The sequence below is a fragment of the Phormidesmis sp. 146-33 genome (assembly GCF_052939515.1).
Map to the genome: position 1 here is coordinate 24,947 of NZ_JBJPHU010000034.1, position 26,420 is coordinate 51,366.

23 protein-coding genes, 1 tRNA gene and 1 pseudogene are annotated in these 26,420 nt (G+C 48.7%); 15 read left to right on the forward strand and 10 right to left on the reverse strand.

Annotated elements, in window-relative coordinates:
* Window positions 1–36 precede the first annotated feature (36 nt).
* A complete protein-coding gene (locus ACJ2PR_RS15520; RefSeq protein ID WP_446877661.1) occupies window positions 37–2,733 on the forward strand; it encodes a PAS domain S-box protein in 2,697 nt (898 codons plus the stop codon).
* Window positions 2,734–2,906: 173 nt separating this feature from the next.
* Entirely contained in the window at window positions 2,907–3,128 is a 222-nt protein-coding gene (locus ACJ2PR_RS15525) for a hypothetical protein (protein WP_446877662.1), read from the forward strand.
* A 1-nt stretch (window position 3,129) separates the two neighbouring features.
* On the opposite strand, the gene ACJ2PR_RS15530 is transcribed toward ACJ2PR_RS15525, so the two are convergent.
* Together ACJ2PR_RS15530 and ACJ2PR_RS15535 are read right to left on the reverse strand one after the other, a co-directional pair.
* Window positions 3,130–3,351, reverse strand: a complete 222-nt coding sequence (locus ACJ2PR_RS15530) for a ferredoxin-thioredoxin reductase variable chain (RefSeq protein ID WP_446877663.1) — start codon at window positions 3,349–3,351, stop codon at window positions 3,130–3,132.
* Window positions 3,352–3,451: 100 nt separating this feature from the next.
* Window positions 3,452–5,299 (reverse strand): protein phosphatase 2C domain-containing protein, encoded by a 1,848-nt coding sequence (locus ACJ2PR_RS15535; protein WP_446877664.1) that lies wholly within the window; start codon window positions 5,297–5,299, stop codon window positions 3,452–3,454.
* A 262-nt stretch (window positions 5,300–5,561) separates the two neighbouring features.
* Between ACJ2PR_RS15535 and ACJ2PR_RS15540 the strand changes: the two genes are divergently transcribed.
* From ACJ2PR_RS15540 to ACJ2PR_RS15550, 3 genes are all read left to right on the forward strand, one after another.
* Complete coding sequence (locus tag ACJ2PR_RS15540) at window positions 5,562–5,978, forward strand: NfeD family protein (protein WP_446861145.1); 417 nt, start codon at window positions 5,562–5,564, stop codon at window positions 5,976–5,978.
* A 12-nt stretch (window positions 5,979–5,990) separates the two neighbouring features.
* A complete protein-coding gene (locus ACJ2PR_RS15545; protein ID WP_446861144.1) occupies window positions 5,991–6,938 on the forward strand; it encodes an SPFH domain-containing protein in 948 nt (315 codons plus the stop codon).
* Window positions 6,939–7,080: 142 nt separating this feature from the next.
* Window positions 7,081–7,521 carry a cupin domain-containing protein gene (locus ACJ2PR_RS15550; protein WP_446877665.1) on the forward strand — a complete coding sequence of 147 codons (441 nt, stop codon included), beginning with the start codon at window positions 7,081–7,083 and terminating at the stop codon, window positions 7,519–7,521.
* Window positions 7,522–7,766: 245 nt separating this feature from the next.
* Here the strand turns inward: ACJ2PR_RS15550 and ACJ2PR_RS15555 are convergent.
* Window positions 7,767–7,840 (reverse strand) — tRNA-Val (locus ACJ2PR_RS15555).
* A gap of 227 nt (window positions 7,841–8,067) precedes the next feature.
* On the opposite strand from ACJ2PR_RS15555, the gene ACJ2PR_RS15560 reads away from it, so the two are divergent.
* Together ACJ2PR_RS15560 and ACJ2PR_RS15565 are read left to right on the forward strand one after the other, a co-directional pair.
* Window positions 8,068–8,268, forward strand: a complete 201-nt coding sequence (locus tag ACJ2PR_RS15560) for a hypothetical protein (RefSeq protein ID WP_446861142.1) — start codon at window positions 8,068–8,070, stop codon at window positions 8,266–8,268.
* A gap of 158 nt (window positions 8,269–8,426) precedes the next feature.
* Window positions 8,427–8,606 (forward strand): hypothetical protein, encoded by a 180-nt coding sequence (locus ACJ2PR_RS15565; RefSeq protein ID WP_446875365.1) that lies wholly within the window; start codon window positions 8,427–8,429, stop codon window positions 8,604–8,606.
* A 100-nt stretch (window positions 8,607–8,706) separates the two neighbouring features.
* Here the strand turns inward: ACJ2PR_RS15565 and ACJ2PR_RS15570 are convergent, their stop codons facing one another.
* Complete coding sequence (locus tag ACJ2PR_RS15570) at window positions 8,707–9,591, reverse strand: carbohydrate ABC transporter permease (RefSeq protein ID WP_446877666.1); 885 nt, start codon at window positions 9,589–9,591, stop codon at window positions 8,707–8,709.
* Window positions 9,592–9,701: 110 nt separating this feature from the next.
* Here ACJ2PR_RS15570 and ACJ2PR_RS15575 point away from each other — a divergent pair, with 110 nt between their 5' ends.
* Together ACJ2PR_RS15575 and purN are read left to right on the forward strand one after the other, a co-directional pair.
* Window positions 9,702–10,619: a type IV pilin-like G/H family protein gene (locus ACJ2PR_RS15575; RefSeq protein WP_446877667.1), complete on the forward strand. Its 918-nt coding sequence runs from the start codon at window positions 9,702–9,704 to the stop codon at window positions 10,617–10,619.
* Between the two features lie 65 nt (window positions 10,620–10,684).
* Complete coding sequence (purN, locus tag ACJ2PR_RS15580; RefSeq protein ID WP_446861137.1) at window positions 10,685–11,317, forward strand: phosphoribosylglycinamide formyltransferase; 633 nt, start codon at window positions 10,685–10,687, stop codon at window positions 11,315–11,317.
* Window positions 11,318–11,740: 423 nt separating this feature from the next.
* Here purN and ACJ2PR_RS15585 read toward each other — a convergent pair whose 3' ends face one another.
* Window positions 11,741–13,243: an ABC transporter permease subunit gene (locus ACJ2PR_RS15585; RefSeq protein WP_446877668.1), complete on the reverse strand. Its 1,503-nt coding sequence runs from the start codon at window positions 13,241–13,243 to the stop codon at window positions 11,741–11,743.
* A gap of 132 nt (window positions 13,244–13,375) precedes the next feature.
* Between ACJ2PR_RS15585 and ACJ2PR_RS15590 the strand changes: the two genes are divergently transcribed.
* Window positions 13,376–14,137, forward strand: coding sequence for an amino acid ABC transporter ATP-binding protein (locus tag ACJ2PR_RS15590; RefSeq protein ID WP_446861135.1), 762 nt, complete (start codon window positions 13,376–13,378; stop codon window positions 14,135–14,137).
* Window positions 14,138–14,293: 156 nt separating this feature from the next.
* On the opposite strand, the gene ACJ2PR_RS15595 is transcribed toward ACJ2PR_RS15590, so the two are convergent.
* The gene (locus tag ACJ2PR_RS15595; protein WP_446877669.1) at window positions 14,294–15,484 is read right to left on the reverse strand and encodes a PEP-CTERM sorting domain-containing protein; all 1,191 of its coding nucleotides are present in this window, start codon (window positions 15,482–15,484) and stop codon (window positions 14,294–14,296) included.
* Between the two features lie 294 nt (window positions 15,485–15,778).
* Here ACJ2PR_RS15595 and ACJ2PR_RS15600 point away from each other — a divergent pair, with 294 nt between their 5' ends.
* On the forward strand, window positions 15,779–16,153 hold the full coding sequence (locus ACJ2PR_RS15600) for a hypothetical protein (protein ID WP_446861133.1): 375 nt from the start codon (window positions 15,779–15,781) through the stop codon (window positions 16,151–16,153).
* Window positions 16,154–16,416: 263 nt separating this feature from the next.
* Here ACJ2PR_RS15600 and ACJ2PR_RS15605 read toward each other — a convergent pair whose 3' ends face one another.
* Together ACJ2PR_RS15605 and ACJ2PR_RS15610 are read right to left on the reverse strand one after the other, a co-directional pair.
* Complete coding sequence (locus ACJ2PR_RS15605) at window positions 16,417–16,770, reverse strand: hypothetical protein (protein WP_446877670.1); 354 nt, start codon at window positions 16,768–16,770, stop codon at window positions 16,417–16,419.
* A 642-nt stretch (window positions 16,771–17,412) separates the two neighbouring features.
* Window positions 17,413–18,918 (reverse strand): acyltransferase, encoded by a 1,506-nt coding sequence (locus tag ACJ2PR_RS15610; RefSeq protein WP_446877671.1) that lies wholly within the window; start codon window positions 18,916–18,918, stop codon window positions 17,413–17,415.
* A gap of 394 nt (window positions 18,919–19,312) precedes the next feature.
* Here ACJ2PR_RS15610 and ACJ2PR_RS15615 point away from each other — a divergent pair, with 394 nt between their 5' ends.
* Window positions 19,313–19,612, forward strand: a complete 300-nt coding sequence (locus ACJ2PR_RS15615) for a hypothetical protein (RefSeq protein ID WP_446861130.1) — start codon at window positions 19,313–19,315, stop codon at window positions 19,610–19,612.
* Window positions 19,613–19,656: 44 nt separating this feature from the next.
* On the forward strand, window positions 19,657–20,490 hold the full coding sequence (thiD, locus tag ACJ2PR_RS15620; protein ID WP_446877672.1) for a bifunctional hydroxymethylpyrimidine kinase/phosphomethylpyrimidine kinase: 834 nt from the start codon (window positions 19,657–19,659) through the stop codon (window positions 20,488–20,490).
* Here the strand turns inward: thiD and ACJ2PR_RS15625 are convergent.
* Window positions 20,458–21,900 (reverse strand): protein kinase domain-containing protein, encoded by a 1,443-nt coding sequence (locus ACJ2PR_RS15625; protein ID WP_446877673.1) that lies wholly within the window; start codon window positions 21,898–21,900, stop codon window positions 20,458–20,460. The genes thiD and ACJ2PR_RS15625 overlap by 33 nt on opposite strands.
* A gap of 278 nt (window positions 21,901–22,178) precedes the next feature.
* On the opposite strand from ACJ2PR_RS15625, the gene ACJ2PR_RS15630 reads away from it, so the two are divergent.
* Entirely contained in the window at window positions 22,179–23,210 is a 1,032-nt protein-coding gene (locus tag ACJ2PR_RS15630) for a DUF4351 domain-containing protein (protein ID WP_446877674.1), read from the forward strand.
* 518 nt (window positions 23,211–23,728) lie between these two features.
* Window positions 23,729–24,985, forward strand: a complete 1,257-nt coding sequence (gene metK / locus ACJ2PR_RS15635) for a methionine adenosyltransferase (RefSeq protein WP_446877675.1) — start codon at window positions 23,729–23,731, stop codon at window positions 24,983–24,985.
* Between the two features lie 126 nt (window positions 24,986–25,111).
* Here the strand turns inward: metK and ACJ2PR_RS15640 are convergent.
* Window positions 25,112–26,167, reverse strand: a pseudogene (locus tag ACJ2PR_RS15640) (ISKra4 family transposase).
* Window positions 26,168–26,420: the final 253 nt, after the last annotated feature.

A 26,420-nucleotide genomic window follows, 5' to 3' on the forward strand; every position in this document is an offset into this window, starting at 1 on the left:
CTGGGAACGTTAGAATAAGTTCTCTATTCCTCACCCATGCTGCAATCCAGTCAACTCCCAGCGCAGATGCAACCAGACGACCTGTTTCGACGGTTTGTAGAGCAAGCCCCGGTGGCGATCGCTCTCTTTGACCAGAATCTACGCTACCAAGGACTCAGCCAGCGCTGGGTTGATGAATTTGGACTGGGCAGCATTTCAGAAATAATGGGTCAGTATTGCTATGACGTTTTACCTGATATTTCAACGCGCTGGCGAGAAGTGCATCAACAAAGTTTAGCAGGCGCGATCGTAGAAAGCGAAGTCGAACAACTACACTTTCCTAACGGCGAAACCAAATGGATGCAATGGCAAGTGAAACCCTATCGAGATCAACAAGATAATATCTCAGGCATCATCATGTATGCAGAAGTGATTTCACAGTGCATTCGCTTAGATGATTCTGAAAGCCACTCGATGGAATGGAAAACGCTAGAAGAAAATCTAGAAAATCACCAGCAGCGATCGATGATTGCACAGCTAGAACATGAGATCGCAGAACGCAAACGCACAGAAGCAGAGCTACAGGCTTTATTTGCTGCAATGACGGATGTGATCTTTGTTTTAGACGCTGAGGGACGTTATCTCAAGATTGCTCCGACGAATCCCGATTTACTTTACCAGCCTTCTGATCGGGTCATCGGCAAAACCATGCACGAAATTTTACCCCTAGAAGAAGCGACTCGATCGGTCAACTGCATTCAACAAGCGCTCAAGACTCAACGGGCTGTCAGTTTGGAATATAGCCTCTCGATCGACGGAAAGCTGCTCTGGTTTGATGCGACCGTTTCTCCGATGCTCGACAACACCGTAATTTGGGTGGCTCACGATGTCACCGATCGCAAACAAGCTGACAGAGCACTACAACTGATGCAGTTTTCGATCGATGGGGCAGCCGATCCGATTTTTTGGATCAAGTCAGATGCTCGGTTTTTTTATGCCAATCAAGCTGCCACCCAAGTCTTGGGCTATTCGCTTTCAGAGTTTATGTCTCTGTCAGTGCTGGATATCGATGTGGATTTTCCTGCCGAAGCCTGGAGCGCCCACTGGCAAATTCTCAAGCAGCAAGGTGGAATGGTTGCAGAATCACGGACTCGCACCAAAGCAGGAGCCATTATCCCGATCGAGTTTGCGATCAACTACCTCGAATTTGACGGCGAAGAATATAGCTTTGTGTATGTGCGCGACATCAGCAATCGCAAGCAAGCCGAAGCAGAACTTCGAGAATTTGCCGATCGCCAATCGCTGCTCAATCGCATTGCCAATCAGATTCGCCACTCGTTAGAACTGGATGTCGTTCTTGAGACTGCGCTCCAGGCCATTCACCAACTGCTAGAAGTCGATTACTGTTTTTTTGCGTGGCATATTCCTGACTCAGAATCGCCGATGTGGGAAGTGATCAAAGAAGCAAAGGGAGCAGATTTGCCAAGTGTGATTGGTTGTTATGCAGCGAGTCTCGTCGGTTTGGAGGCAAGACAGCTCCTCGATCAAGAAATTTTGCAAACGGATAACGTGGCGAATCTAGCAGAGTCAACCTATCAAAAATTTTTGCAGTCGATCGACTCCAAATCTTCGATTTTATTAACTGTGGAGACAAGCCTCGATCGCATTGGTCTAATTGCCTGCGACCATCGACAACAGCTTCACCCCTGGACACCGAGCGAAGTGGAACTGTTGAGAGCCGTCACGGCCCAGGTGGCCATTGCGATCGACCAGGCCGAACTCTACAAACAAAGCCTCGCCGCCGCCCAAACCGCCCAAGACCAGGCCCAACAGCTTGAAGAAACGCTGCAATCGCTGCAAAAAGCTCAAATTCACCTCGTCCAGAGCGAAAAAATGTCTAGCCTGGGGCAAATGGTGGCGGGCGTTGCTCACGAAATTAACAATCCGGTGAGCTTTATCTACGGCAACGTGATCCATATTCGCCAGTACGCCGAAGATCTGCTCGATTTGTTAGCGCTCTATCAAAGCCACTATCCGCAGCCAAATTCAGACATTCAAGCCAAAGCTGACGACATTGATCTTGTGTTTTTGCGCGAAGATTTGCCCAAACTGCTCAACTCGATGCAAGTGGGCACCGATCGCATTCGAGACATTGTGCGATCGCTGAGAATTTTTTCTCGACTGGATGAAGCTGACTGCAAAGTGGTAGACCTTCACGAAGGCATCGACAGTACGCTGATGATTCTGCAAAGTCGCCTTCGCCCCTCGCCCGATCGCCCCTCGATTGAGATTGTCAAAGCCTATGGTGAGTTGCCGCTAGTGCAATGCTACGCCGGACAGCTAAACCAGGTCTTTATGAATATTTTGACGAATGCGATCGATGCTCTCGAAGAAGCGGGAGAGTTGGTCAAAGGTCAAACGCCGACCCAGAAAGCAATGACAATTCGGATTCAAACTGAACGAGTGGGCGACCCCTTGCGGGTAACTCAAAGCGACCCCTTGCGGGTAACTCAAAAAGATCGCGTCAAGATTCGCATTCACAACACCGGATCGAGCATTCCCGAAGCGATTCAACAACGCTTATTTGACGCTTTTTTTACCACCAAACCTGTCGGACAAGGGACGGGGTTAGGCCTCTCCATCAGCTATCAAATCGTCACCGAAAAGCATGGCGGCCGTCTGGAATGTCGCTCTTCTCCAAAGTTTGGTACAGAATTTACGATCGAGATTCCCATCTCTCAAGGTCAAGATTAGCGAGAGTTTGAGAAAATTTGAGCAGAGCGAGTTTTCAAGTTTTGGCTTTTAGCTTTCTGTCTAACGTCTCCCGTCTAATGTCTTTAGTCTAAGAATGCCTTGGTCTAAGAATGTCTTTGGTCTAAGAATGAGCTAGATTGGCTAAGACGTAGGCTTTATTTTAATTTCAGCCCATGCGCTATAACGATCATCGCTGGTTTCGGCCAACTGCTCAATCAGATGCAGAAATCTTAGAGGTTTATCGCACCACCCATCGGTTTTACGAGGAAGCGCACTATCGAGAAGACCACGATCGCTACTGTGAATGGTATCAAGCGATCGCCCTCCAAAATCAGCAAGAGCTTGAGAAGATGCGCGGTGACATAAATCTATTTGGTTGGTTTTGCAAAAAGTAGGCTAAATCGCTTCTAGCTCAAAGTCTTGTAGATGTACCTTGAGCTTGGGGCCAAACTTCACCAAAATTGGGAAATTAGCACTGACCGGGCGGCCCTGCCACTCTTTGACGATTGCCACCACTTCCCCTTCTTGCCCCTTTAGCTCAAACGGCTGACTTCGATGTTCTGGATGGTGATAAATGACAACGGACTCCACAACCCGAACACGAGTTCCTACTTCCATAATCCTTAGTGTTTCCTTGTCGAGAGCGTTCACCACAATCAGTCCAACCCAAAATCTTTTCTACAGTCTTTTCATCTTTGCATAAGAGCGTCCCTCTTCCTCATTGTTTGAGAAAACTCCTGAGCGGCAGCCGTTCTCTAAGCTGATTAAAGCGCTGATTAAAGCCAACCGGATCGACAGAATACCAGACTCCTAGCCCCAATGCACTGGTGAGCAACAGCATCATAAAGATTCTCAAAGGCAACAGAGGCAGGGATTTGCGGCGAGTTGGGGCGATCGCTTCGGGCACGACCGCTTCGGGCAACACCGCCGGGATGATCGCAGGCTCAATAACAGATTCTTTGCGGGGCAGTTCGGGTAAGGGCGCAGACACCTGACAGTAGGTGAGCACGATCGAAGTGTTGTCATGCCCATTGCGATCGTTGGCCAACGCCAACCACGACTGAACGGCCGACTCTAGCGACCCTTTTTCTCGAAGAATCAAGTCTGCATAATCTCTCCAAGACTGCTCCACCAGGTCATGATCGCTCAAGCCATCCGAACAGAGCAGCAGCAGACCTTCTTCTTCCAAAACAAAGCGCTGCACGGCAGGATGGAGAAACTGACTGTCTCGTGTCCCCAAGGCCTGAGTCAACGCCCCCGAATCAGGACGCTTGAGCACATCGCGCTGCAAAGCCCGCCCAAACTTAACTTCTCGCGTCACCACATCATCATCCACCGTCAACTGATGACAATACTGCTGCGTGATCCAATACGCCCGACTATCGCCCACATTGACTAAGTAAACTTCGTGAGCATTGCTGGCGATCGTCCCTTCTGGCAGTCTCACCCGCTGGGGCACCTGAAGCGTCATGACGAGCGTGGTTCCCATGCGACGGCGAGCTTCTCGATCTTGGGCATCGTTTTGAGCCGCGATCACATTATTGACCACGCGCACGATCGCCGCCAGTTGGTCAGCGACGAGTTCTGGAGCAATCAGATCGGGCTGTTCGGCAATCTCGGTCAGCAGCGCCTTGATTTGTAATTGCAGCGACTGGACGGCTAACTGACTGGCCACTTCTCCGCCTTCATGGCCGCCGATGCCATCACAGACGATCGTCAACCGTGGGGTCAAATCGTCATGGGGCTGAGTGCGAGCTTGAATGGTCAGCGGATAGCAGGTGTCTTCATTGTGCGATCGCTGGGGGCCACTTTCTGTCGCGCCAAAGACTTGTAATCTCAGAGGCAGCCGCGCCGATTGTTCGAGTAAAAGCTGGTTGAGTTGGGCTGACACTTCAGATAGCGTCGCACCGCCCTGCATGGTGTCGCAGATTGATTTGAGGGAGTCGGCGATCGCAGGTTTGGCATCGGGCACCCAGATTTGCCAGCATTGACCCAGATTATTGAGCGAAGGATGGGCAAAAGAAGCCGTGACGTGGGTGGGATCGTCTTGATCTTGAATCAGTTCTTTAAGCCGAATTCGCCAGCCTTCGACGCGCAGATTGTCGGGAGACAGCAGACTCGACGCGACCTCCAACTCTGATAAAGGAGTCCAAAGCTGTAGAATCTGCCACAGCCAGTAGACCTGACGGACGGCGCTCGTTTGCTGCCAGACTTGAGCGATCGCCACTTGCAGTTGACCAGAAGCGTCGATTGGTGCATTTTCTAACAGCAGAATGTCTTCTGACTCGTCTTGATAAAACCCATACACTTCGGGCACATGCAGCCGCTGCGGGTAGAGTTGTAGATAAGGAAGCGCCTCGTCAGGCAGCATATCGGGAACGTGGGGATCGATTTCGGGGCGGGTGTCTCGCCAGATTTGAGGGGCAATAATCTGATAGCGATCGTTCTCTAGCGAAGTGCCCACAGTTTTTTGTGCGGCGGTGGCTCCGACGGCCCAGAGATAGCGATGCTCTGATGATTGCAAACTGCTCATGCCCTTAGAAAGCGCGATTGTGTGGTGTGTCATTTTTTTTGCGTTCTTTGCCGTTTGTCTCTGCATCACGAATGCCTTACGACAAATGACCCCAACTGTGAAGGGTTACGGAATCGAGGGAAACCTGATTGAAGATCAACTTAGGTCACTTGCTTGAGCGATTGAATGGTCAATTCTACCTCTCAATTGCCTTCTAAAAATCTCATTTAATATACAGCGTTATTTTGGTAGAAGGGTTTGAATTTCTGCTCTACCGCTTGATACTCTTTGACCCAAAATTTGACCCAAAACTGATATGCCACTAAGTCCGATCGCGGTTTGGTTCTTGATAGGGGTTACCCTGATTCTGGTCGAGTTCTTTTTGCCGACGGCGTTTATTGCCTTTGTGATGGGGGTGAGTGCGCTGATTGTGGCGGCCCTTTCGACCGTTTTGTCGCTTAATTTGCAGATTGCGCTTTGGGTCGTGCTGTCGATCGCGCTGGTGCTAATTTCTCGTCGATTTGTCAGTCGTCGTGCCGCACTTAAGTTAGATGCAACTGAGGCGCAGGCTTTGACGGAGATTCTACCTGGTGAGACGGGACGGGTACTCTATGAAGGCAATTCCTGGAATGCTCGTTGTGAAATGGAGGCGACGATCGCTCCCAATCAGCGTGTGTATGTGGTGGGGAGAAAGGGAACGACGTTAATTGTGATGCCGGATTTGATTCATTAGGAGACTACTTGTATGTGGGGTTGGTTTATTGCTTTGGTGGTTGGCGGCGGTGCCATTTCGAGCGTCAAGATTGTTCAACAGGGAAATGAGGCGCTGGTCGAACGGTTGGGCAGCTACGATCGCAAGCTGTCTCACGGTCTGAGTTTTGTGATTCCGGGACTCGATCGCATTGCCTTTCAGGAAACGATTCGGGAAAAGGTGCTTGACATTCCGCCGCAGCCTTGTATCACGCGCGATAATGTCTCGATCACCGTCGATGCGGTTGTCTATTGGAAGATTGTAGACATCGAGAAAGCCTATTACAAAGTGCAAGATCTGAATGCGGCTGTGGTCAATTTGGTGCTGACGCAGATTCGAGCCGAGATGGGGCAAATTGAACTGGATGAGACCTTTACGGCACGATCGCAGATCAACGAAATTCTCTTACGCGATCTGGATGTGGCGACCGATCCCTGGGGTGTGAAGGTGACGCGGGTTGAATTGCGAGACATCATTCCGTCGAATGCGGTGCAAGAATCGATGGAATTGCAGATGTCAGCAGAACGGCGCAAACGAGCCTCAATTTTGACTTCGGAAGGCGAACGAGAATCAGCCGTCAACTCAGCACGAGGCAAAGCAGAAGCTCAAATTTTGGATGCGGAAGCTCGTCAAAAAGCCGTCATTCTCGCTGCGGAAGCTGAACGGCAGAGCATTGTTCTCAAAGCGCAAGCCGAACGGCAACAACAAGTTCTCAAAGCTCAGGCGACGGCCGAAGCGATTCAAATTGTCACGCAGGCCTTGAAGACGGATTCTCGTGCAGCCGAAGCGGGTAAAGTGTTGCTGGCGTTGGGCTACCTGGATATGGGAGCGATCGTCGGTAAGAGTGACAGCAGCAAGGTAATGTTTATGGATCCGCGTAGCATTCCTGCCACGTTGCAGGGCATGTTGTCGATGACAGAGGACGGAAACGGTAAAGCTTAACGGTTAAAGTACAAAAGTCTCTAACGAAGGCACACTAGCGGGAAGGGCGAAAACGAGATCTGGACAATGAAATCTGGACAATGAAATCTGGACAATGAAATCTGGACAATGATTCAGCTTTAGCCTGAGTCGCAAGCCCATCTTGTTGCAGCTAAAACCGCCAGAATATTTTTATGCCTTCGTTAGACACACCCTCGAAAATGCTAGAAGCATTCAACCAACCGCAGCCCAAATTGGACGACGCGCTATGAAACTTTCTTCTCTCAGAAATTTGCCTCAAGAGTCGGTTTCTCACAATCTAGAAATCGTCAAACAGGTGATGCTGCGATCGTCCACGATTCCCCATTTAACTAACTTTTCTCAAGCGCGATTTGCCCCAGGACAACAGACGATCGCTCATGCTCATGCCGATATGTGGGAAACGTATCTCGTCGAGGCGGGGGAAGGCGTGATGCGAATTGATGGAGCAGAGGTTAAGCTGACGATCGGCACCTGCGTCTCTGTTGAACCCGGAGAAGTTCACGAAGTCATCAACACAGGCACGACAGAACTGGTGCTGACCTATTTTGGGATACAGGTTTGAGAAATGACAAGACTCAAGAGATTTTGCACAATTCATACCTGCTAATTGCGTTTAGAACCGCTTCGTCAACGAACAATTCAACGACGGTCTCAGCTATTATTCTTCCGACAATTAATCGTAGGCAACTAACACTTGAACGAGGGGTGGATCAGTCAAAACTCTGACCACAACGAAGCAGCAAAAAGATAGAAGAAGATTCGTGACGAAAGAATCCTTTCATCAAGGACTCCCTGAACTACAAAACATGGACACAACTGGACTCGAACCAGTGACCCCCACGATGTCAACGTGGTGCTCTAACCAACTGAGCTATGCGTCCAGACCGAATGAAATACTAACATACGTGACCTGTTGATCGCAAACAAATCTTGATCGCCCCCACCCCGCAAATATCTTTTGACAAACTGAGTGAAGAATTCTAAATAGTTGAATAACTCAGCCTTATGGTTGGTTACAGTTCATTACAGGGTATTACGAGAGCGATCGCTCCGTGATAGCTTCATGAAGGTTCATCAAGAAGTGCAGCGTTAGAGTAAGGAGAACACCTTGGAATCACGTTCACAGCAGACCCCCCACCCTGCCCTGCGGGAAGACTTTAGTGAGTATGTCGCCCATCTTCAGCTTCACATGGCGCTGCAAGCTCGCAATCTGGTGCCCCGTTTGACCAAAGCGGCCGACAGTCGAGAGCAAATGCTCCACCACACTCAGGCTACGATCGAAAAGCAAATTTCTCGCCAAGTTTTTTAGGACAATCGCCATTTTGTGAGTGCAATCGGGAGTCAAACCGGAGAAACCTTTTTTCCAAATTGGCTCCCATTTTGATGGAAATTTTTCTAAACGGCTGACTACAATCGAGAGGCACGCTACGATCTGTTAACCTACTTGAGAGCCTATTAGAGAAAGCCATGATGGATGCTGAAACAATCAAAGAGCGCATTAAACTCATCGAAGCCAAGCGCGAATCTCTAGTTCGTCTGCTAGAACAGCCTGATCTTGGCACCCTTCGCATTGATGTAAACCAGGCTTTAGAAGAAATGGACGACTTGATTGACGAGTTTAAGCGTACCTTTCCTCAAGCCAGTTAGATTTAGGGATGAGGGATGAGGGATGAGGGATGAGGGATGAGGGATGAAAAAGCTATCAGAGTTTTGGGATGCATTCTTTGCAAATTTGACTTCTCACTCCTCACTCCTCACTCACCTTGAGTTGCAGATAAACTATAACGATCGTGACTCCCAATAAAATTGTGGCGGCGGCGGCGGCGTACCCAAAGTCAAATTGGGCAAACGCTTGATCGTAAATGTAATAAACCAGCAGATTGGTTGAGTTGAGCGGGCCGCCTCCCGTGATGACATAGACCTGCTCAAAACTGCGAAGTGTGAAAATGGCCGTCGTCACAGCCGCAAAAATCAGCGTCGGACGCAATCCCGGTAGTGTGACATACCAAAACTTTTGCCAACTCCCCGCCCCGTCTAACTCAGCCGCTTCATATCGATTAAGGGGGATGGTCTGAAGTCCCGCCAAAAAGACTACGAGATTAAAGCCAAGCTGCTTCCAAATACTCAGCAAAATCAAAACGGGCATGGCCCAAACGGTGTCCTGTAGCCAGGGAATCGGTGCAATATTCACCACACTTAACCACTCGTTAACGGGGCCATCCGTTTGAAATAGCCAGCGAAACCCCAGACCGACCGCCACCAGAGACGTGATAGATGGAATAAAGTAAGCAGCCCGCAGCAAGCCTTGTAGAGCGATCGTTCGATCTAACAGTACTGCCAACCCCAACGGAATCACCAACCCAGGAATCACAGTCGCCACCGTAAAGTAAACCGTATTCCAAACCACCTGCCAAAAATCAGGACTGACCATCAGCCGCCAATAGTTTTTTAACCCGACCCAATGCACGCCTGCCCTCGTAAAGCTTCCGGCTGTAAAGCTGAGATAGCAGAGGTAAGCGATCGGATACAGCACAAACACACTCAAGAGAATCAGTGCCGGGGCCAAAAAGATCCAGGCGGCGATCGTGTCATTATCCAACCAAGATTGTTGAGAAGAACGGGAAGGTGCCATAGAGGAGACGGTTCCAAACAAGTAAAAACATTGTAGAGAATACGGGTTGGAAATTCTGGAAATGGAGTTTGAGTCTTGAATGTATACAGAAATTACCTTCTGACTTGATTATGAACGATCGTCGCTTACCCATTAAATTCGCCGTGTTGATTGGATTGATGGCGACGGCTGCGCTTTCTTCGAGTAACTCACAAGGAGTCGCCCAGATAGCCAAACCGTCTCCCGATAAGTCTTCTCGGCTGAGTGCAGTCAATCAGCAACTTGTGGGAGAGTGGCGAGGTAAAGAACCGGGTGTCCGTTCTAACTCACTGATTACCCTGATTTTTGCACCCGACGGAACGCTAATTGCATCCTTTATGAAGGGACAGGAAATGGTTGCGCTGCGATCGCGCTATGAATTAAACACTCAGACTCAACCGATGCAGATGCGGTGGTTGTTGGGAGAAATGTCTAAATCCTCCACAATCTTTGAGTTTGCGCCCGATGGACGCTTGCGGCTGGAGCGATTTCAACAAGCGAAGACCCCAAAAAAATTTGAAGTCGATACCCTGATGCAAAAGATATCAGATTCGACAACATTCAAACCCGATGCTCAAGCGATTGAACAAGTTGCAGGTCAGTCAGGAGAGCCAGAAGCGAGACGCTATCTCGATCTCTTAACTCAAGCACAACAGGCTTATCATTTTGAGACTAAAAAGTTTGCTACGTCGATCGCTCAACTCGACCTGGATCTCAAATTAGAAACCGCAGACTATCGCTATCAAATCGTGAGTCAGGGAGATGCAACCAAACAAATTAGAATCGTGGGCCGCGCCAAGCGATCGGGACTAAAAAGCTTTACGGGAGCGGTTTTCTTTGTGCCTGATGTAGCCGCTGTGCCCGGAGGCTATGTATCAAGTCTAGTTTGCGAAACCAACAGACCGTCTCAGTTAGCACCTGTGATGCCGCAATATCCATCCCATCCCTTTGCATCGCTTAAGTGTCCGTCAGGTTCTCAAGGCGCTAGAAGCGAAGCCTTAAAAAATTAGCCTGATCTCTCATTACTTGTTGACCAATCAAACTAAACTGACTGTTTGACGAGTCGATCGACGGTATGACTTCTAATCTCATTTCACCTGACACCTTGCCTGATCCTCAACCTGTGCCACCTGTCAAACTAGGAGTGATGGCATCGGGCAGCGGCAGTAATTTTGAAGCGATCGCTCAGGCGATTTGTGATCAGCAGCTTAACGCCCAAATTCAAGTTGTGATCTATAACAATCCGGGGGCAAAGGTCGTCGATCGCGCGACTCGATATGGTGTTCCCGCTGTGTTACTCAATCATCGAGAATTTGACAGTCGTGAAGAATTGGATAGAGCGATCGTGCAAACCCTCAAACAGTTTGATGTGGAGTGGGTGATCATGGCAGGCTGGATGCGAATTGTTACCCCGGTTCTGATTACGGCGTATCGCGATCGCATTTTGAATATTCATCCCAGTTTGCTCCCTAGCTTTAAAGGCAACCATGCGATCGAGCAGGCTTTAGAGGCGGGGGTGAAGATCACAGGCTGTACGGTTCATGTCGTCGTGCCAGAAGTGGATAGTGGCGAGATTATTATGCAGGCGGCCGTCCCGATCTTGTCAGACGACACACTTGAAACGCTACAAAATCGGATTCATGTCCAGGAGCATCATATCTTTCCGAGAGCGATCGCGCTGGCTACTCGTTCTTCCAGCCATCCTTAGAATCGTGAATTAAATAAGATCGTTTATTGCCAAGCGATCAAATTTGGGGGATTTAGGGGGCTGCAACCCATTGAAACGAAGCCAAAATCAACTGATCAGGCATATCTAAAGAATTTCAGGTTAATAAACTCGCGTTCCTTAGTCCAGCGGCGTAATCCTATGTCATGTGCCATTTCTCGCAAGGCGGGTCACAGAGCTTCTCGCTATCTCTCTTAGGGAAGATGCTCACCCTGTTTGAGTGCGGCATTATGAACACAGATTGAGAAGCTCATCGTCTAACACAAGGGCAGTCCAAACCGGGTAGGGACTGCTTTTTTATTGGAATTTATTTTGTGAATAAAGTGTTCTGACAATCACTAATTGGATTTAGGGGCTGCCCGGATTAGTAACCGTAGCGAAGCACTTTGTCGGATTTACACGCCTTTAGCGCTTGACAGCATGGCGGGTGGCGGGGTTCATCCAGCGTTCGAGGTAGCTAAACCCTTGGGAAGAGAGCAACGTCAGCACTAGATAGACGAGAGCCACGATCGCATACAGTTCAAAGGGTCGATAGTTCTCAGCAACAATCAGTTGACCTTGACGAAACAGTTCTTCAAAGCCGATCACCGCGACGAGACTGGTGTCTTTGAGCAAGGTGATGAATTCATTGCCCAACGGAGGCAACATGCGACGAAACGCTTGCGGGAAGATAATATAGCGAAGCGTCTGAACGGAATCGAGACCCAAAGATTCGGCGGCTTCGGATTGACCCGTTTCAATCGACTGAATGCCAGCGCGAACGATTTCACCAATGTAAGCCGAACTGTTGAAACTCAGCGCAATGACCGCTGCGACAAACCGATCGAACGTAAAATTTAATCCCAACGTCTGCACTAATGCTGGAATGCCAAAATAGATCATAAAAATCTGCACTAACAGCGGCGTACCGCGAAAGAAATCGATGTAAGCTCTCGCCGCCCAACGCAACGGACGAATTCTAGACAATCGCGCAATCCCAATCAGCGAGCCGCCAATCAGCCCCAACAAAACTGAAAAAGCAGCCAGTTGTAAGGTGACTAATGCACCTCTAAGAAGAACAGGTAAAGCCGTGAGAATCACAGTCCAAGATCCCGGTCGTGCTGTGGTAGGGGCCGCCTCGATCGACACAGGTAGCTGAGGAGGCTGAGTGCCAAACCATTTGCGATAGAGGCGATCGTAGGTGCCGTTTTCTAAAATGGTGGTTAGCCCTTGATTGATTCGGGCCAGATTGGGCGAGTTGCGGGGCGTGGGAATGCCGTAAAATTCCTCAGTTAATAGCTGATCCGAGACGCTAAGACCTTGCAGGTTGCCGCCTTTGACTGCGTAGGCGATGATTGGCGAATCGTGAATTACTGCGTCTACATTGCCATTTTTCAATTCTTGCAGGGCTGCCACTGCCGCGTTGAAGGTGCGAATTTTGGCATTGGGGATGCGCTTTGCGGTTTCTGCGCCCGTCGTGCCAATCTGGACAGCGACCTCTTTGCCCTGAAGATCGTCGAGGCTTTTGGCGTTTAGTTTGCCTGTTTGAGTGGCGATCGCTAACCCTGCTTTAAAGTAAGGTCGAGAAAAATCAACGGCCTGCGATCGAGCCGCCGTAATCGTCATCGCCCCCACCGCCGCATCCACCGTATTGGACTGAAGGGCTGGAATGATGCCGTCAAAAGCAATGCTCTGAAACCGCACATTAAATCCGGCTGCCTGCCCCACCGCCCGAATCAAATCAATGTCAAACCCCTGAATCTCACCGCTGGGCGATCGAAACTCAAATGGCGCATAAACTGGCTCGACCGCAACCGTTAGCGTATCCTGTTGACTAGAAGCTTTTTGAACATCGGTGAAAAAGAACAGCAAACAAATCACCGTAAGCAAAACCGATCGTATCCATCTGGTTGCTCGAAATTGATTCATGACAAAAGATCTGCACTGGAGGGGAGATGGGAGATACCGTCTTCTTCTATAAATGAAGGATTCAATTCAATTCCAAATCCGTCTCTAGTCCAATATTCCTCTTTAGTTCAATATTCCTCGCTGACATAGGCTATGAAAAATTCTCATGTGATTCAATTTGACCAGGTTGAGAAAAGTTTTGGAGCGGCCAAAGTTTTGCAGGGGATTAGTGGATATGTCGATCGCGGTGAAGTGCTCTCGGTGATTGGCTCGTCGGGATGTGGAAAAAGCACGCTGTTGCGCTGTCTCAATCGGTTAGAAACGATCGACGCGGGAGAGATTTGGGTAAATGGAATGGATTTGTCGCAGCCTAATTTGAGTCGAAGACAGTTGAGAGAAGTGCGATCGCAAGTGGGAATGGTCTTTCAGCAGTTCAATCTATTTCCCCATTTGAGTGTATTAGAGAATCTGATCCTGGCTCCTCAACAGGTGCTAAACAAATCCAATGCCGAAAGTCAAGAAAAAGGGCGATATTACTTATCTCAAGTAGGCTTGTCTGACAAAGCAGACGCATACCCCGAACAACTCTCAGGCGGACAACGACAACGGGTTGCGATCGCTCGGAGCCTCTGTATGGAACCCAAAGCCATTTTGTTTGATGAACCCACCAGTGCCCTCGATCCAGAACTCGTCGGCGAAGTGTTGGAAGTGATGCAAAAGCTGGCTGAGAATGGGATGACGATGGTGGTAGTGACCCATGAGATTCAGTTTGCGCGGGAAGTAGCTAGTCGGGTGATGTTTCTCGATCGCGGGCGTGTGGCCGAAGAAGGAATCGCTCGTGAGGTATTGACTAATCCTAAAAGTGAGCGGCTTCACACCTTTTTGAGTCGAATGCGACAGTCCGCGATCGCTTGAAATTGAATCTGACTGGCGGTTAAAACCGCGTTTATAAGAACGAAGTCTACCTTCGCAGACTAGGGAATAGGAAAGTAATTTAACCCGCGAAGGTGGGTTTTGTTCTCCTAGCTACGGTTTTAACCGCCAAGTTTATTCAATTCACAATCCTTGCGTTTATTTAATTTTCTTAGCGTTGCGGCGGCGAAAAGAGGTGTATCCGATCGTCGCGGCTCCAATTAAAAGCGCCAGGGTAGAGACAGGTTCGGGGACAGGTTCCGCTTGGTCAATCGGGTTCAACAAAAATCCTTGTTCTTGGCCATTGCGATAACCGATTCCTACAATTTGTCCCTGGTTATTAATTTTCTGTGCAGAAGTGAGTTTCCACTCTGAGTTATTGATCACCTGATTGAGATCAATTAAAGTGTTGTCTTGCCAGAGAACGGCCCGTCGATCGCCGTCTGGTGTATATGACAATCCGACAATCTGTTCTGTGTTGTTAATACTATACGCGAGACTGGTCACTTTACCGTTGTAGCCATCTTCACCCACACCACCTAAAGTTGCTAAATCAAGGGCGATCGAATTCTCCAGAGGATTCTTCCAAACTAGAGCATGAAGGGGCGCTTGATGGTCTCGATCGACTGCTCCAAATCCAACTACCTGCCCCAAGTTATTCATCCCTGACAGTTGAGTTGATTTAGAAAAACAGCCCGTTGAGATCGAAAAACAATAGCCCGGAGCATCCAAATAGCGTGTGTTGGCGCCATCTGACATCAAACCTCGACCGGGGCCACTGCGACCTCTCGCGATCATATAGCCAATCATCTTCCCATTGTCATTTATGGATGCAATGCGATGTCCTGGGAAGACATTTTGGCGTTCTCCTTGCGGCTGTTGCACATATCCTGATGCGCCGCCCTGAAAGTCTTGATAGTCGAGATTAAAGCCGATTTGTCCCTGGTTGTTGATGGTGGTGGCGATCGTTTTTACACAAAAGTCCTGACAAATCGACGACCCAACAATTCCTAAATCGCTAACCGTTTGACCATCGGAGCGAAAGGCTTGACTATAAATTTGAGTAGCCTCTGACTTAAACCCTTCTCCGACCAAAATGCCTTGATTGTTGATGGCTCTGGTCACTAAGGGACTATCTTGTGCGCCTGGTAGCGTCTTCAAATCGGTGAGTGTGCCGTTGTTCCAGAGGTAGTGCTGCCCGACAACTTGCCCGCGATCGTTCAAATCAGACGGCAAAAAAGGTAGGTCAGCCACCGAATACAAAGTAACCGCTTTAACCAAATCGACACTGGTTAGCAGCGCGATCGTCGTTCCAATAGTAGTTAGCAACCCGAATGATTGTAAAGTCATAATTACACACCTGTAGGGCTTTAGACTCGCACTAAGATTGATAGCATTGAATCTCCTAAAGGTCAGATCTCTAAATTACAAGAAAGGCAAAAGGCATGGGCCTAGAGAGGCGTTGTAGAAACAGACAGAAACATTTTTCTGATGGGCAGCGTCAGGAGTGAATGATCAAAAGAACAGCACGACAAAGACTCTGAGTCTCGATACTTTTTGAAGAATCAGGAATTCACGCAGCCACCTTTGTTTTAATTAGTGCGACTCATCCACAATTCATTACTTACAATCGAACTTTTTACTATGCGCTATCTGATTGTTTTGACCCTGTTAGGGCTACCTTTTTTCGTCAGTCCGATCGCAACTGCTCAGACTAATGAGTCATTAACCAACAATCCCGCCCTAGATGCAAAATTCAAGGAAATTGAGGGACTCAGCAAAGCAAAAAATCTAGCGCGTCAAGCAGCAGAAGCAGCGAATGGCGGTCTCGAAGTCTATCGATCGGAGTATTCGATGCATGGGGCTGCGGCTCGATCGCCCTTTCGGGATCAAGGAGATGCCTGGGTGTTTACCTTCAAAGGCGGTGTCCCCGGAGAAGCGCCCAATATTGAAAGTGAAGTCCAGGTGAATAAGACAGACTTTACGACTACGATCGTCTACAACGGTGCCGTTCGCTAGTCAAATCGACTGTAGGGGGAGTCTTCGGTCTCAAACTCAGGTACAGACGGAGGCACGACCCCTACTAGTTCAACGTCAGTTTGATGAACGCTTCGCTTCGCTTTTAGATCCAGGAACGCCCCCTAAATCCCCCACGAGTGAGGGACTTTGAACCAGAATTCCTCTCTTAAAGTCCCCCAAAATTGGCAGCTTGGGGGGCAGAAAGGGTGAATAACAAAGCGAAAAACCCCTCATCGAATTCACGTTAATTCAAAACTGACCCATTAGCTATTGTTCGCCTTTTGTCGCTGGCGAGTGAGAATGCTCATCACTTCGCCAAATGAGGGCGCAGGGAGTAGAGGACTCCAGTCTGTCGCATTCGCAAATCGTCGAACGTGGAGATTTTGAATCGTCTCCGTTACCCCGTCAGAGGAACCGATAATTAACACCCGCAGGATTTCAAACTCATCAGAATGAGGAATGGCAACGTCAGGTAAAAGATCCTGAAGCGGAATGCGAAGCGAAGTAATCGTGAAACGGGGAATGGTATCGGGAAGGAAACGACGTTGAATCAATTCTAGAAATGCGTAAGCGAAATCGCACAGCCAAAAACCAGCGTTCAAAAGGCGCTCTGCCATCGTGATTACTCCAAATTTAGGTTTCCAAAGAAACCCAAAAAACTAGCCGCCCCGACGGTCATAACAAGTCAGAGCGGCCAAAGGAGTGTTAGAATCCTCCATTAGCCCTCCGGACTGGTATCCGCAGTCTCGTGGGTTAGCTGCCCTTGGTTGCGTCAACAACTTTGGGCGGCGACAGACTAGATTTTTTGGGCGATCAGACAGCCTTCCCGTAACGAAAAGATGTCCTTGATTTGAGAGAATATCTGGAATTTCGATTCTCGTCAAGTAGATAGTTCAGTTTGGTGATTGATGTTGGTTTGATGAGAGTTTTTCGCTTCGTTGCTGGGTGCTTATGCCCCCCAACCCCCAATAATTTTGCTACCGTGTACACACAAGTCCGGAGTCGCTTCGTTTCAGTCGCCTTCAGCCCCCTAAATCCCCCAATCTGGGGGACTTTGATAAAGAGAGACTGCGAGCGTTCAAAGTCCCCCAATTTTGGGGGATTTAGGGGGCGAAGGATCTCGGCAATGACGGATCGATCAACTTGTGTGTAAACGGTAGATAATTTGGGGGGACTTTAAGAGAGGATTCGCGGTTCAAAATTACTCACCCGTGGGAGATTTAGGGGACTGTTTAAGTTTGCAGCCGAAAGGAAATCTCTCATGATTTTCGGGTTTGGCTGACGTAATTTTGGTCTTGTGTCAGGTCGTGTTCGTTGACCCAGAGGGCTTTATTTCCGTCAAAAATTCGGCATAGATAGAACGCTTCATCGTGAACCACTGGCTCGATTTTGACCACCTTCCAGCCGTGATCCCCGCGATAAGAAACGGTGTCACCCAGACGAATCGTTTGAGCTTGTTGAAGCTGAGGCGGACGAGCCAGCAGCGCATCACAACGATTCCACACCTCGATCGCACCTCTCTGTAACCAGGGCATGACTCGATCGACGCAAACAGCCAGGATCAATGTCGCGATCGTCATCACCGGAAGAGACCAGTAGTACCGCTCCAGATGATTGTCAACAACAAGATTGAGCGTACGGTCGACGACAAAGTTGTGAATCAAAAAATAACTGTAGCTGTGCAATCCCAACCATACTAGGAGCGATTCAATTTGTAGACGTTGAGATAGCGCTCGGAAGATCACCATACAACAGAGGGTCAACCCGATCGAGATCAGAAAATCATCAAAAATCCAACCAAATTTATAAAACTGAGCAATAAATCCAACAATGTAAACCGGAATGCCAACGAGTAAAGCTTTTTGAGCACGCCAGAAGATCATTCCTTTGCCCTGGAGAGAGGCTTTCGCGATCGCCATCCCCATCACAAAAGTACCGAGTTTGGCAATAAAAGGTAAAAAAGGTTGCCATCCCGCTGGGGTATCGATCACCACATAAGTCGGATGACCACCAAAAACATAAACTGCGAATGCTCTATAAACAAACGTAATTACCAGGCTGATTATAACTAGATTACGAGTGCCCCATCGCTGCGAGAGATGCCATAGAAACGGGAAGATAAACGCAAAACTCAAAATCAACGGAACGAACCACCACGGCCCATTCGTCGGCAACAACAAATCGCCACCATAGTCAAATAGTAGCGGAAACGTCATTCCTGCAAACGTGTGCCATGCGTCAGGAGCATAACTTTGGGTGAGTTGAGCGATCGCCCACAAAATCGGATACGCCAGCCAAGCAACTGTCCAAAATGGTAAAAGAATTCTCAGAAACCGCTTCTTGAGAAAGCTTTTGATCTCCAGTGGTCTCCCCTTTAACGACAGCACCAGACTAAACCCACTCACCAGCACAAACACATCCACAAACTGAAAGCCAAACCAAACGGGCAGACTCACGATTTGAGCAAGCCCCTGACCAAGCTGACTGGAGGCAGCCATCATCCGCTGCAAATTATCGAGCAAGCCCGTGGGCTGAGGCGTGTAGCTGTATTCTGTAAAGAGCAATTGGGCGTGATACCACAGGAGTAAAACCGCAGCAAAAATCCGAATGCCTTCTAGCCAGGCAAGTCGCTGAGATGAATTTTTTTGATATGAACTTTTTGAGAGCGAGGAACCATTTTCACGGGACTCAAAGCGATCGCGCTCCGGCTCAAATTTACCACTCCAAACGTTTTCCCAACCCAATCGTTTCCTAAAATTGGTCATTCTAACTTTCCACACAAAACTACGCCTTTAGAAGCTTGATATCAAATTAAAGAGAGCGCTCAGATGCAGTGCTTCAAATAAAAGTTATTAACAAACATCACAGGTCGAATATTTGACTTGAGTATTTAACCATATGCATCTCGTCTTGTTTTAGCTCTGATTAATTAGGACAAAAAAGGAGCGATCGCGCCATCCTTCGTAGGGTCAGAATTGAGTTGGAAAAGCAATTACTTCTATGTCATTCGTCATTGTCTCATCTGTAAAATTACTGATGCATCTAAGTAGAATTACATAATTTATTCTTAAGGGATTTCCCAAACATCCTGGATTCTACAGTATGGATTGTCTACGTAATCCGGTTCAATCTTGACATTGCTTATTTGGGTTGCTCTCTATGTCGGTCAAACTCACTCATCAGGATCAACGTCTACTCCAACAGCATCGCCTCAAGCGTTTGCGTCAGTTGTTTACCAAAACATTGGGGCTGTGTTCGCTAAAACTCAGTCGAGGAAATCGGCTTTCTATTCATTGTCCAGAACCCTGGATCGTCGATCGCCTCACAGACGATTTAGACCATTTGTTGTACTCAGCCCGGATGGTTGTAGGTGCGAGTTCTCTATCGATTTGCTACGCCGGAGAAGAAGTCTACCGCAAGAAAACGCGCCAGCGAGATAGCTCAATGCCCACAAAGTAAGGGGCAGTTCTTCTACTATGTGAGTAGTTTCCTTTTGGCGGTGTATGACGACGAATTCGATTGAGGTGCCGATCGCGCTGACGATCGCTGGCTCAGATAGCGGCGGTGGGGCAGGCATTCAGGCAGATTTACGGACGTTCGCCTTTCATCAAGTGCATGGCACCAGTGCGCTGACCTGTGTGACAGCTCAAAATACGATCGGGGTGACTCGCGTGGATGCGCTGCCTGTCGAGTCTGTGGTCGCTCAGATCGAAGCGGTGGTGCAAGATATCGGAGTGCAAGCCGCAAAGACCGGAATGCTGCTCAATCAAGAAATCATTGCAGCGGTTTCTCAGCAGATTGGCATTTTCAAGATTCAAAATCTGGTGGTTGATCCGGTGATGGTGTCTCGCACTGGGGCGCAACTGATTGATGATGGAGCGATCGCCACCCTCCGTTCCCAACTGATTCCGCAGGCCGTCATTGTCACGCCCAACCGCTACGAGGCTCAGATTCTCAGTGGTCTGGAGATTGTCACGCTAGAAGACATGCAGACAGCAGCACAGTGCATCTATCAACTGGGAGCAAAGGCGGTTCTAGTTAAAGGTGGCGGCATGAAGGGCGACCTGTGTGGCGTGGATGTGTGGTTCGATGGCGATCGCCTAAAAACTTTGACAACCGAACTGGTAGACACTAAGAACACACATGGTACTGGATGCACACTAGCAGCGGCGATCGCGGCCAATCTAGCTTTAGGAAAAGTAGGACTTGAGGCGGTGCGATCGGCAAAAGATTATGTGACGCACGCGCTGAAATACTCACTCAACATTGGTAAAGGTCAGGGGCCCGTCGGTCACTTCTTCCCGCTACTTATTCCAATCATTCCAAGACAGTCTTGAATATCCAGCAGGACATTGAAAGCTTTTTTCAGTATTGCCTCTTAACTCAGGAGGCTCAGGTACTGTTCGAGATCCGAAATTGGGTTGCTTGCTTTCACACCGTATACTCCCAAAGTTGCCAACTGTGGAATGTTGTTCTGTCACAGCTACCGTTATCTGGATATATGCCTTTAGCCCGTCTCCATACGGGAGCGCAGTTTGTTGAAACGCAGGATAACCATCAAGCGTTTTAAATAGACGAAAGTTGAGGTAGGTGTAGGCAAAATCAACAATTTTTATTTCTCCTATATACTTAGGACTGTTATCAAACTCGCCGTGCTGGTAAAAGTATTCTTCCTGGGTTCTTGTTAGGATTTCAACATAGTACTTTGCCTGTGCCTGCTTTGCTTTGGCAGCTTGGTCAACAGAATTAATAGAATGGGAGATTGAAATTGCAGCGACGATCGTCCCTAATGCAAAAGTAGCGATACCAGCAAAAACGAATTGTTTGCGGAGCGATCGTCCGTCTGAAATCTTCTCTACAACAGAAGCTTCAGGTTTTGGAAGTTGAGGATCTTTGAGGAACGCCAGCACTTCAGCAGCAGATTGAAAACGCTGATTTGGAACTGCAACCATCTTGTCGAGCAAATAACCCAATTCTTCAGAAACAGTATTCTCCTTGAGCCAGTCGCGCCAAACCCACTGATTGCTGCCATCAATCAGATCAAACGGCGAAACCTGCGTCAGCAAATGAATGCACGTCACTCCCAGACTATACAAATCGCTGGCAAAGGTCGCTTTTCCCCTGGCTTGCTCTGGGGCGATAAATTCCGCACTGCCGATCGTCGTTCCCGTTTTCAATAAAGCCGTTCCGGTTGCCTGTTTCGCCGCCCCAAAATCTACCAGCACCCATTGTTCATCGGCGCAGCGACGAATAATATTCTCTGGCTTAATGTCTCGATGAATTACGCCGCGATCGTGAATAAATTGCAGCACAGGCAAAATGCTGAACAACAGTTTCTCGATTTCTGTCTGAGTGAATGTGCCGCGATCGTGCAATTCCTGGGCCAAGTTCTGCCCGTCAATAAATTCTTGCACCAAATACTGGTAGCCCGCTTGCTGACAGTGATTTAGCAGTGCCGGAATTTGAGGATGTTCACCTAACTCTTTGAGTCTCAACGCTTCTTGCTCAAAGAGTGCCGCCGCCTGTGCCAAACTTGCCTGACTCTGAGGCGCAAACTGCTTGACCACACAGGGTGGTTTCTCGGACTGCGACTCGTCGATCGCCAAAAACGTTCTGCCAAACCCACCCTGCCCAATTAGACGAACGGCACGATAGCGATCGTTTAGCCGTAACTCGAAACCACAAACACAAGTTTCAACCTCCAAATTTTGCGGAGCCTGACAAAACGGATTGAGACAGTAACTCATGGCAGAAACCCAGTTCGCACTAATTTGACTAAAGCTTCTCACAAAAGATTTGGGAGAAATTCAAAGAGTCGATGAAGTTTGAGCCGAATTATTTCTACAGGATTGCAGCAAATCTGGAAGAGGCGCGAAGGATTACGTGACTCGTGCGTTTAGTTCTTCTGTGAAAGACTCCACCCTCACTTAGCTCAACAAAGAACACGCTGATTTGAGAACAAGGTGGCTGTGGTACGATCGTACGACTTAAAAATTGTTGAACTCATAGCGTTGAACTCATAACAATGGCTAAACAGCCAACCTCTCGTGCTGACCAGGATTCACCCTGGAAGCGGATTTTACAGCAATATTTTCAAGATGCACTAGCGTTCTTCTTTCCTGAAATTGCCAGGTTAATAGACTGGACGCAACCGCCAGAATTTCTCGACAAAGAGTTTGTCAAAATTGCCCCCGATGCCAAGGTTGGTAGACGTTTTGCTGACCAACTAGTCCGGGTAAAGCTGAAGCGGGGCAAAGCGTTGGTGCTGTTGATTCATGTGGAAGTGCAGGCCGCACCAGAACAGCGATTTGCAGAGCGCATCTTTGTATATTCCTTGCGGATTTTTGACTATTTCCACCAACCTGCGGTCAGTGTGGCAATTCTATGTGATGCCAGCCCGACTTGGCGACCGCAACAGTATGGCTTCTCCCTGCCTGGAACGACCTTAAACTTTGAGTTCAGTGTGGTGAAGCTGCTGGACTACCGTGACCGCATAGCAGAACTAGATGCGAGCCGGAATCCCTTCGCCATTGTGGTTAAGGCCCACTTAAAGCTCCAAGAGACGAAAAGGAATAGCACGACCCGAAAGATGTGGAAGATGCGATTAGTCCGGCAGCTTTACGAGGCGGGGTATAATCAAGAGCAGATCATGCATCTGTTCAACTTTCTGGATTGGGTGTTGGTGTTGCCCAAACATCTGGAAGCAGAATTTTGGACGGAGCTAAAAGCCTACGAGGAGGAACGCCACATGCCATACATCACAAGTGTTGAGCGGATTGGGTACGCGCAGGGACGAAAAGAAGGACGAAAAGAAGGACGAGAAGAAGGACGAGAAGAAGGACGAGAAGAAGGACGAAAAGAGGCAGCGCAGCTAGCTTTGGAACAACATCGATCGCTAATCATCCGTCAGTTAAGTCGAAAAGTCGGCGCTGTTCCCAATGGGGTCATTGAGCGCATGATGTCCTTGTCAATCGCTCAACTCGACTCCCTTGGCGAAGACCTGCTGGATTTTGGGTCGATTGAAGACTTGATCAGTTGGCTAGAAAGTCAGAAATAATAGAAACTGATCCACTGATGGCCAAAAACGTTCTGCCAAACCCGCCTTGGACAATCGGACGAACGGATTAATAGCGATCGCCCAATCGTAACTTAAATCCACACCCACAAATTTCAACGTCTAAATTTTGAGGAGTCTGACGAAAAGGGTTGAGACAGTACATGGTAGAAAACTGATTGGCGCTGATTTGATTAAAACCTCATACAAAATTTTGACCCAGTTCAAAGATTGGATGAAGATTAAGAAAAGCAAAGGTGAACAGTCTCGGTGAAATTGCTAGGATGCGACCACGAAAGCGATCGACGAGTGTGACAGTCTGAAACTTCAGATTTGCGGCACTTTTCTATCACTTTTTCTGATGGCTATTTGAGCAACCAGGGGTGATCAATCTATCAAAAATGATGGCGAAACCATACCCCAAGCAGCAAAATAGCGAAGCCAATTCTCTCCAAAGCTGAGTGATATAATTTCCGCAAGCTATCGAGCTAATTCACCCTAGTTAAAAATAGGAGAAATCCTTGTCACGTCGATACTATTTCACCTCTGAATCTGTTACCGAGGGCCATCCAGATAAAATCTGTGATCAGATCTCTGACACCATTTTGGATGCGCTGCTCGCTCAAGATCCCAAAAGCCGCGTGGCTGCCGAAGTCGTTGTCAACACTGGGTTGGTTCTCATTACGGGTGAGATTACCTCCAGCGCTCAAGTCAACTACATCGAATTAGCCCGCCAAAAGATCGCTGAAATTGGTTATACGGGCGCAGAAAATGGGTTTTCTGCCAACAGTTGCGCCGTGCTGATCGCGCTGGATGAACAATCCGCCGACATCGCTCAAGGGGTCAACACTGCCCAAGAAACTCGCGAAGAATCGAGCCAGGAAGTTCTAGATTCTACTGGCGCAGGCGATCAGGGAATTATGTTTGGTTTTGCGTGTAATGAAACGCCCGAACTGATGCCCTTGCCCATTAGCCTCGCTCACCGCATCTCTCGCAAACTGGCAGCCGTCCGCAAAACGGGTCAACTGTCTTACTTGCGTCCCGATGGCAAAACGCAGGTGACGGTGCTGTATGAAAACGATCGACCCGTCGGCATCGACACAATCTTGATCTCAACGCAACACACGGCAGCGATCGGAGACATTTCCGACGAAGCGGGCGTGCAGTCCAAGATCAAAGAAGACTTATGGACGCTGGTTGTACAGCCCATTTTTAGCGACATCGAAGTGCAGCCTGACGCAAACACGCGCTTTTTGGTGAATCCAACGGGCAAGTTTGTGATCGGCGGGCCGCAGGGCGATTCAGGTTTGACCGGACGCAAGATTATCGTCGATACCTACGGCGGTTATTCTCGTCACGGTGGCGGTGCATTTTCGGGCAAAGATCCCACCAAGGTCGATCGCAGTGCGGCGTATGCGGCTCGCTATGTGGCTAAAAACATTGTGGCGGCAGGGCTGGCTGACAAGTGCGAAGTGCAATTAAGCTATGCGATCGGGGTGGCTCGTCCGGTGAGCATCATGATCGAAACCTTTGGCACGGGCAAGGTCAGCGAAGATCAGCTTTTGGCGTTGGTCAATGAGCATTTTGAGCTGCGGCCGGCTGGCATTATCCAGGCTTTTAATCTGCGTGGGTTGCCTGGAGAGCGAGGTGGTCGCTTCTATCAAGAAGTTGCGGCTTATGGTCACTTTGGGCGTACCGATCTAGAGCTTCCCTGGGAGCAGACCGACAAGGCGGCGACGCTAAAATCAGCCCTGGTAGAAGTGGCAGTACGCGGCTAAAGGTCGTCACCTGCTAAAAGTGCCTGAAGTTTTTAGCACTTTACCCCCTGGAGAATCTATCTCTGGGGGTTATTTTTGTTGGGTCGTCTTAGTAAGGGAGCATGTCAGTTTTGCAGGCAGAATAATTTAGACAGTTAATAAGTTATTGAGATAAGCACAGCGGTGAGCCAACACTTGCGGGACATGCTCTGAGTTCCACTGTGCCCCAGAGAGTTTAGTACGCCGATTGATCTGCTTGACGGCTGATTCAACCGCTCCTGAGCCAATTGAACAAATCTGCTCACTCTGGTAGTCCTCATAGTTCACAATCCGGTGGTGGTGTTTACGCAGATAGGCGCAGAAGTTCGCTGCTTGCTTGCAGTGACAGTATTCAAATAGACCCAAGGTGGTCTTGACATTGCCTTTCCAAAGTAAAGCCCTTGCGGTCTCTAAGCGCCGCCTTGAACCCCCTACTTTCTCTAGATTCTCCATCACATCGAGAATCTCTCGTCGCTGACTGTCAGGAGCCATCGGCTTGATCAAGTTCCAGATGCCATCATGCCCATCCCCCCAAACAAGTCAATGGCGAATTCAAGGGTTGCTGGTGAACCCAATTAACTAGCTGCTGATTGTCTTGAAAACAAGCACCCGTTGCAAACTCATGCAGGCGCACACTTTCGTAGTCCAACCAGCGACATTCCTCTCCGATAGGAGTTCTGACCCGAATCTTACCGACATCGGCACTCAACTCCTCAATCATTTGTTCAGCCTGCGGCAACTCAAAGCTTGGGCGATGCACCAGGCGTTGCTGCGTTTTGGCGGGGACTCGAATCCCCGTGAACAGTTCGATATTTTGTTCGGTGTGCTGGTACGAAACATTGGCACTCACCCGTAAACAGCGCATCTCCAGATAGGGACTCAATCGCTGGTGCGAGGCAACCCCTAGCTGTTCCGCTTGCCTACGGCTCAGTCTGAGTTCTCCAAGGATACTTTTAACCGTGCGAGAACGTCCTGGAGTCCTTCTGGTCGTCGTGTTGATAAAAAAATTCCCTCTTCTGGCATGACATGTTTTTGCATCTGTTCGCGCACAGCTTGCTCAATCCCGCCTAACGTTTTCAGTTGTTCCGATGGGGTATCTTCGGACAGAATCTCAGCAATGGCTTGAACATGTTTTTGTAAGGCTTGTTCTTGTCCCGGAGTCATGGGCTTGCTTGTAAATCAACTTCCCTGTTTTCGCGAATTGCCTATCCTTTTGCAAAAGTGACATGCTCCCTGACAGTCGTCTCCATCTAAGCCAACGTGAATTCGATGAAATCTTTCGGGCGTTGCTGAATCAGGGGATGAATTGCCCAAAGCAGAGGGAAAGCCAATGTTTAGAGTCCCCAAAAATTGAGAGATTTAGGGGGCGAAAAGATGGACACCTTCCACAAATCCAGCCAATCAGCAACGCTGTTAC

Bases quoted from the DNA above. Each gene is read 5' to 3' on its own strand.
- ACJ2PR_RS15520 (WP_446877661.1), top strand. From the start codon at position 37: ATGCTGCAATCCAGTCAACTCCCAGCGCAGATGCAACCAGACGACCTG.
- ACJ2PR_RS15525 (WP_446877662.1), top strand. From the start codon at position 2,907: ATGCGCTATAACGATCATCGCTGGTTTCGGCCAACTGCTCAATCAGAT.
- ACJ2PR_RS15530 (WP_446877663.1), bottom strand. From the start codon at position 3,351: ATGGAAGTAGGAACTCGTGTTCGGGTTGTGGAGTCCGTTGTCATTTAT.
- ACJ2PR_RS15535 (WP_446877664.1), bottom strand. From the start codon at position 5,299: ATGACACACCACACAATCGCGCTTTCTAAGGGCATGAGCAGTTTGCAA.
- ACJ2PR_RS15540 (WP_446861145.1), top strand. From the start codon at position 5,562: ATGCCACTAAGTCCGATCGCGGTTTGGTTCTTGATAGGGGTTACCCTG.
- ACJ2PR_RS15545 (WP_446861144.1), top strand. From the start codon at position 5,991: ATGTGGGGTTGGTTTATTGCTTTGGTGGTTGGCGGCGGTGCCATTTCG.
- ACJ2PR_RS15565 (WP_446875365.1), top strand. From the start codon at position 8,427: ATGATGGATGCTGAAACAATCAAAGAGCGCATTAAACTCATCGAAGCC.
- ACJ2PR_RS15570 (WP_446877666.1), bottom strand. From the start codon at position 9,591: ATGGCACCTTCCCGTTCTTCTCAACAATCTTGGTTGGATAATGACACG.
- ACJ2PR_RS15575 (WP_446877667.1), top strand. From the start codon at position 9,702: ATGAACGATCGTCGCTTACCCATTAAATTCGCCGTGTTGATTGGATTG.
- purN (WP_446861137.1), top strand. From the start codon at position 10,685: ATGACTTCTAATCTCATTTCACCTGACACCTTGCCTGATCCTCAACCT.
- ACJ2PR_RS15585 (WP_446877668.1), bottom strand. From the start codon at position 13,243: ATGAATCAATTTCGAGCAACCAGATGGATACGATCGGTTTTGCTTACG.
- ACJ2PR_RS15590 (WP_446861135.1), top strand. From the start codon at position 13,376: ATGAAAAATTCTCATGTGATTCAATTTGACCAGGTTGAGAAAAGTTTT.
- ACJ2PR_RS15595 (WP_446877669.1), bottom strand. From the start codon at position 15,484: ATGACTTTACAATCATTCGGGTTGCTAACTACTATTGGAACGACGATC.
- ACJ2PR_RS15600 (WP_446861133.1), top strand. From the start codon at position 15,779: ATGCGCTATCTGATTGTTTTGACCCTGTTAGGGCTACCTTTTTTCGTC.
- ACJ2PR_RS15605 (WP_446877670.1), bottom strand. From the start codon at position 16,770: ATGGCAGAGCGCCTTTTGAACGCTGGTTTTTGGCTGTGCGATTTCGCT.
- ACJ2PR_RS15610 (WP_446877671.1), bottom strand. From the start codon at position 18,918: ATGACCAATTTTAGGAAACGATTGGGTTGGGAAAACGTTTGGAGTGGT.
- ACJ2PR_RS15615 (WP_446861130.1), top strand. From the start codon at position 19,313: ATGTCGGTCAAACTCACTCATCAGGATCAACGTCTACTCCAACAGCAT.
- thiD (WP_446877672.1), top strand. From the start codon at position 19,657: ATGACGACGAATTCGATTGAGGTGCCGATCGCGCTGACGATCGCTGGC.
- ACJ2PR_RS15625 (WP_446877673.1), bottom strand. From the start codon at position 21,900: ATGAGTTACTGTCTCAATCCGTTTTGTCAGGCTCCGCAAAATTTGGAG.
- ACJ2PR_RS15630 (WP_446877674.1), top strand. From the start codon at position 22,179: ATGGCTAAACAGCCAACCTCTCGTGCTGACCAGGATTCACCCTGGAAG.